The sequence below is a fragment of the Candidatus Chordibacter forsetii genome, assembly GCF_964187505.1.
Classification (GTDB): domain Bacteria; phylum Verrucomicrobiota; class Verrucomicrobiia; order Opitutales; family Seribacteraceae; genus Chordibacter; species Chordibacter forsetii.
In genome coordinates, this window is record NZ_CAXLML010000153.1 from 1 (window position 1) to 4,407 (window position 4,407).

At 49.4% G+C, this 4,407-nt stretch carries 2 protein-coding genes; both read left to right on the forward strand.

Features of this window, described 5'->3' with window-relative positions:
• Window positions 1–155: 155 nt before the first annotated feature.
• Complete coding sequence (locus tag ACKPQ4_RS06560) at window positions 156–3,551, forward strand: DUF1553 domain-containing protein (protein ID WP_407680397.1); 3,396 nt, start codon at window positions 156–158, stop codon at window positions 3,549–3,551.
• A partial coding sequence (locus tag ACKPQ4_RS06565) for a DUF1501 domain-containing protein (RefSeq protein ID WP_407680398.1) occupies window positions 3,548–4,407 on the forward strand: 860 nt, incomplete at its 3' end. The genes ACKPQ4_RS06560 and ACKPQ4_RS06565, both read left to right, overlap by 4 nt.

The following is a 4,407-nucleotide window of genomic DNA, read 5'->3' on the forward strand; positions in this document are numbered from 1 at the left end:
AATGGCGGGCGAACTTGAATGGTCGCCCTTTGAAGTTTTAAGGAGCAAGACAGCAAAATTTTAAAAGAGTAAATTTGTAACCTGAATAAGAATTTGTATCTTTATTTAGTGATTTAAGTGGTAAGAAACCGATCATTTGCGACATTATACTATATGTGAAAGCCATTACCTTGTTTTTTGCCTTTTTGGGCTGCTGTATAACCTGCATTGCTTCAGTTGATTTTAACCAGGACATCCGCCCCCTGCTTGCCAGTAAGTGTTACGCCTGCCACGGACCAGATGAAGAAGGAAGGAAAGCAAAACTACGGTTGGATATCAGGGAGGATGCGTTGGAAAACGATATTATAGTACCCGGAGTTGTAGAAGATAGCGAATTTCACTACCGCATCCGCTCCGATGATCCCGATGAGATTATGCCACCACCCGAATCTCATGCCTCATTAACCAAGGAGGAAAAAGACCTGCTCGACCAATGGATTGCCGAGGGTGCAGAGTATGCCAAGCATTGGGCTTTTGAACCGCCTCAAGCGTCCACCACCCTGGTCAATGCAGCCAAGTGGGGAAACAACCCCATCGATGCCTTTATTCTGAAAAACCTGGAGAAAAACGGACTCGATCCTTCTGCACCTGCCGACCCTTACGCCCTGGTGCGGCGGCTTTATCTCGACCTCATCGGTCTACCTCCCACTCCCGAGCAAACAGATCGCTTTGTAAAAGACGACCGCGTGGATGCCTACGAAAGATTGGTTGATCAACTGATGGCATCTTCTCACTACGGAGAAAAGTGGGCCCGTGAATGGCTCGACCTCGCCCGTTATGCCGATACCAATGGCTATGAGAAAGACCGACCCAGAGAAATTTGGCAATACCGAGACTGGGTGATCCGTGCCCTCAACGAGGATATGCCTTATGACCAGTTTACCATCGAACAGCTTGCAGGTGACATGCTTCCCGGTGCCACCCAAGACCAAAAAATTGCCACTGGATTTCACCGTAATACACAATTAAATGAGGAAGGGGGAATCGACCCTCTGGAGTATCGTTTCTATGCTGCAGTTGATCGAGTGGCCACAACCGGAACAGTGTGGATGGGTTTAACCACCGGATGTGCCCAGTGCCACACCCATAAATACGACCCCATTACCCATGATGAATATTTTGGCATCATGGCCCTCCTCGACAATGTGGAGGAACCCGACCTTCTTCTCTACACCGATGGACAATTAAAACGGAAAGCAGAAGTGGAAAAACAGATTGAAGAAAAGATCCAAGAATTGATGGGGCGTCATCATGATTTTGATCAAACCTTCCAAGCCTGGAAAACCAGCCTGCAAAAGGAAGCGACTGCATGGAATATCCTTCAACCCACTGCATGGAAAACCAACCTACCCAATCTGGAAAGTATGGAGGACGGTTCGCTTTTCGCATCCGGTGATTTCACCAAGCGTGATGTCTACGATCTAAACTTCACCACAAAGGAACCGATCACTGCCCTTAGGATCGAAACGATGACCGACAAGCGTTTACCTGATCTTGGCCCTGGGCGGTCTTACTATGAGGGTAGAAAAGGACTCTTCTTTCTAAGTGAAATAGATGTTCTGCTAAACGATGGTCAGGAAGTTGAGATACAAAAGCCAGTTGCAAGCAATGGGCATGGTGCAGACAAAACGATAGATAAAGAGGGTTCATCTGGGTGGAGTGCCGGTGTTGGCGAGGAACAACATATTATCCTCCCCCTTGCTGAACCCATACCTGCCAACCAATCTTTTTCTCTTTCCCTCCTTTTCGAGAGGCACTTTGTCGCCAGTCTTGGCAGGTTCCGCATATCTGCCACCTCTGCATCTAATCGCCCAAAGGTACAAAAACTGGGTGCCAAGATAGAGGATCTATTAGCCACCAAAAAAGATCTAAACTCTGATGACCTTCAACTGCTTAAAAGTACATACCTCGAAAAAGTATTTTACAGTAAAAAGAATGTTCAGGCATTTGATGGTCATGCCAAATGGATCTGGGATGACAAAAATAACAAAATTAAACAAACCCTCTATTTCACCAAGACTATCGACTTAAAAAAGAAACCACGATCTGCCCGTTTGGTCTATACTTGTGATGATGAGTCCGAGTTTTTCATCAATGGGAAAAAAGTGGCCTCAAATTCTCTATGGTACGAACCTGTGTCCGTAAATGTCTCCAGTCACTTCAAGGAAGGAAACAACATCCTTTCGGTGAAAGCTACCAATAATGGGGGACCGGGAGCCTTAATTGCCCAATTGGAAATCATTTCTGCGGAGGGTAAAAGACAATCCCATGTAACGGATCAATCATGGAAATTTTCTGAACAGGAACCAGAAGGTAATGATTGGAAGACCAAGGGTCTAAGCGATGGCCAGGAATCTACCATTGCCGGAAAAGCAGGTGATGCTCCCTGGAAAAACATCCCCCTAAAATCGAACGAACTTTCTGAGCTTCATGCCCTGCGCAAACAACTTCCCAATAACCGCAGGTCACTGGTCATGCAGGAGCGCCCGGCGGATAACCCCCGCCCCACTTACCTGCGCCATCGTGGAGAGTACACCAGTCCCAAGCATGAAGTGCATCCCAAAATCCCCGAGATTCTTCTCAGCAAAAATACCAAGATGCCCACCAACCGATTGGAATTTGCCCGCTGGTTAGTGAGTCAGGACAATCCCATTGGAGACCGGGTAACCGTTAACCGAGCTTGGCGTTCCCTCTTCGGCTTTGGCCTGATTCGAACCAGTGGAGATTTTGGTACCCAGGCACCAGCGCCAGACCACCCCGAACTACTCGATTGGTTGGCGGTGGGATTTAGAAAACAGGGCATGTCATTGAAGAAGCTCCACCGACAAATTGTGACCAGTGCCACCTACAAGCAAAGCTCCACTGCCTCTCCCGAGCTTCTGGAGAAAGATCCACAGAACCGTTTGCTGGCACGCGGCCCCCGCTTAAGATTAAGTGGAGAATTAATCCGCGATCATATGCTCCATGCCAGTGGGAAACTCTCCTCCAAAATGTACGGGCCTGGGGTCTACCCGCCCCAACCCAAAACTGTTCTCTCCCATGCCTTTGGCAACCAGGCATGGAATGTATCCAAAGGGGAAGATCGCTTCCGCCGCTCCGTCTATACTTTCATCAAGCGGACCGCACCCTTTGCGGGATTTATGACCTTTGATGGAACCTCAGGAGAAAATTGCCTCGCCAAACGCGACCGTAGCAATACCCCTCTGCAAGCCCTCACTCTGCTCAACGATGAAATGTATGTCGAACTCGCCCGTGAGGCTGGCAAACTTGTCCATCAAACGAGCAAAGACCCAGTAAATGAATTGTTCCGCAGGTTCCTTACCCGCCCACCATCTGAGGAAGAAAGTAAGGTCCTGCAAGACTACCTCGAGCAACAAATTGACCGACTCCAAAAAGGACAGCTCAAACCGGTCGATGTCACCAATGATTCAAAAGCTGATGCTATCTGGGCAGGCAAAGTTTTGCTCGCCCGGGCTATTATGAATTTAGACGAATCCATCACCAAGCCATGATCACAAATCCACTCCTACATCGCACCCGAAGACACTTTTTTGAAGACTGTGGAATTGGACTGGGCAAGATCGCCCTCGCCTCCATGCTCGCCAAAGAAAGTTTTGGAGCAATGGGCAACCCCGGTTTCATGCGTTTCCCAACAAAAGCCAAGCGGGTCATCTTTTTGTTTATGGCCGGTGCACCCAGCCAGTTGGAACTCTTTGACAATAAGCCAAAACTTGCAGAGATCGAGGGCAAGCCCATCCCCCCTTCCGTAATTAAGGGACAGCGCTATGCCTTCATCCAGCCCGATGCTGCGGTGCTTGGGCCTCGCTTCCCATTCGCCAAACATGGCCAGTCCGGTGCTGAGCTATCCGACCGCCTGCCCTACCTTTCCAAAATTGCCGATGATTTGACCTTCATAAAATCAATGAAGACCGATCACTTCAACCATGCCCCCGCCCAACTCTTCATGAGCACGGGCAGCGGCATCCCCGGCCGAGCCAGTATGGGATCGTGGTTAAGTTACGGAATCGGCAGTGAGGCGGACGACCTCCCTGGATTCGTGGTCTTACAAAGCAATGGTGTTTTGAGCGGTGGTTCTGCTCTCTGGGGTTCCGGATTTCTACCCTCCGAACATCAGGGTATTCCCTTCCGCCAGGGGGCTGATCCTATCCTCCATGTCTCCAACCCCAAGGGGATTGACCGGACTGCTCAGCGGCAAACCCTTGATCTGCTCAATAAGTTGAACCGGAATTCCTTGAACCGTATGGGCGACCCAGAGATCAATGCCCGGATCGAGGCCTACGAAATGGCCTATCGGATGCAGGCACGAGCACCCGAATTGATGGATTTTGCTCAGGAGAGCCAGGAAAC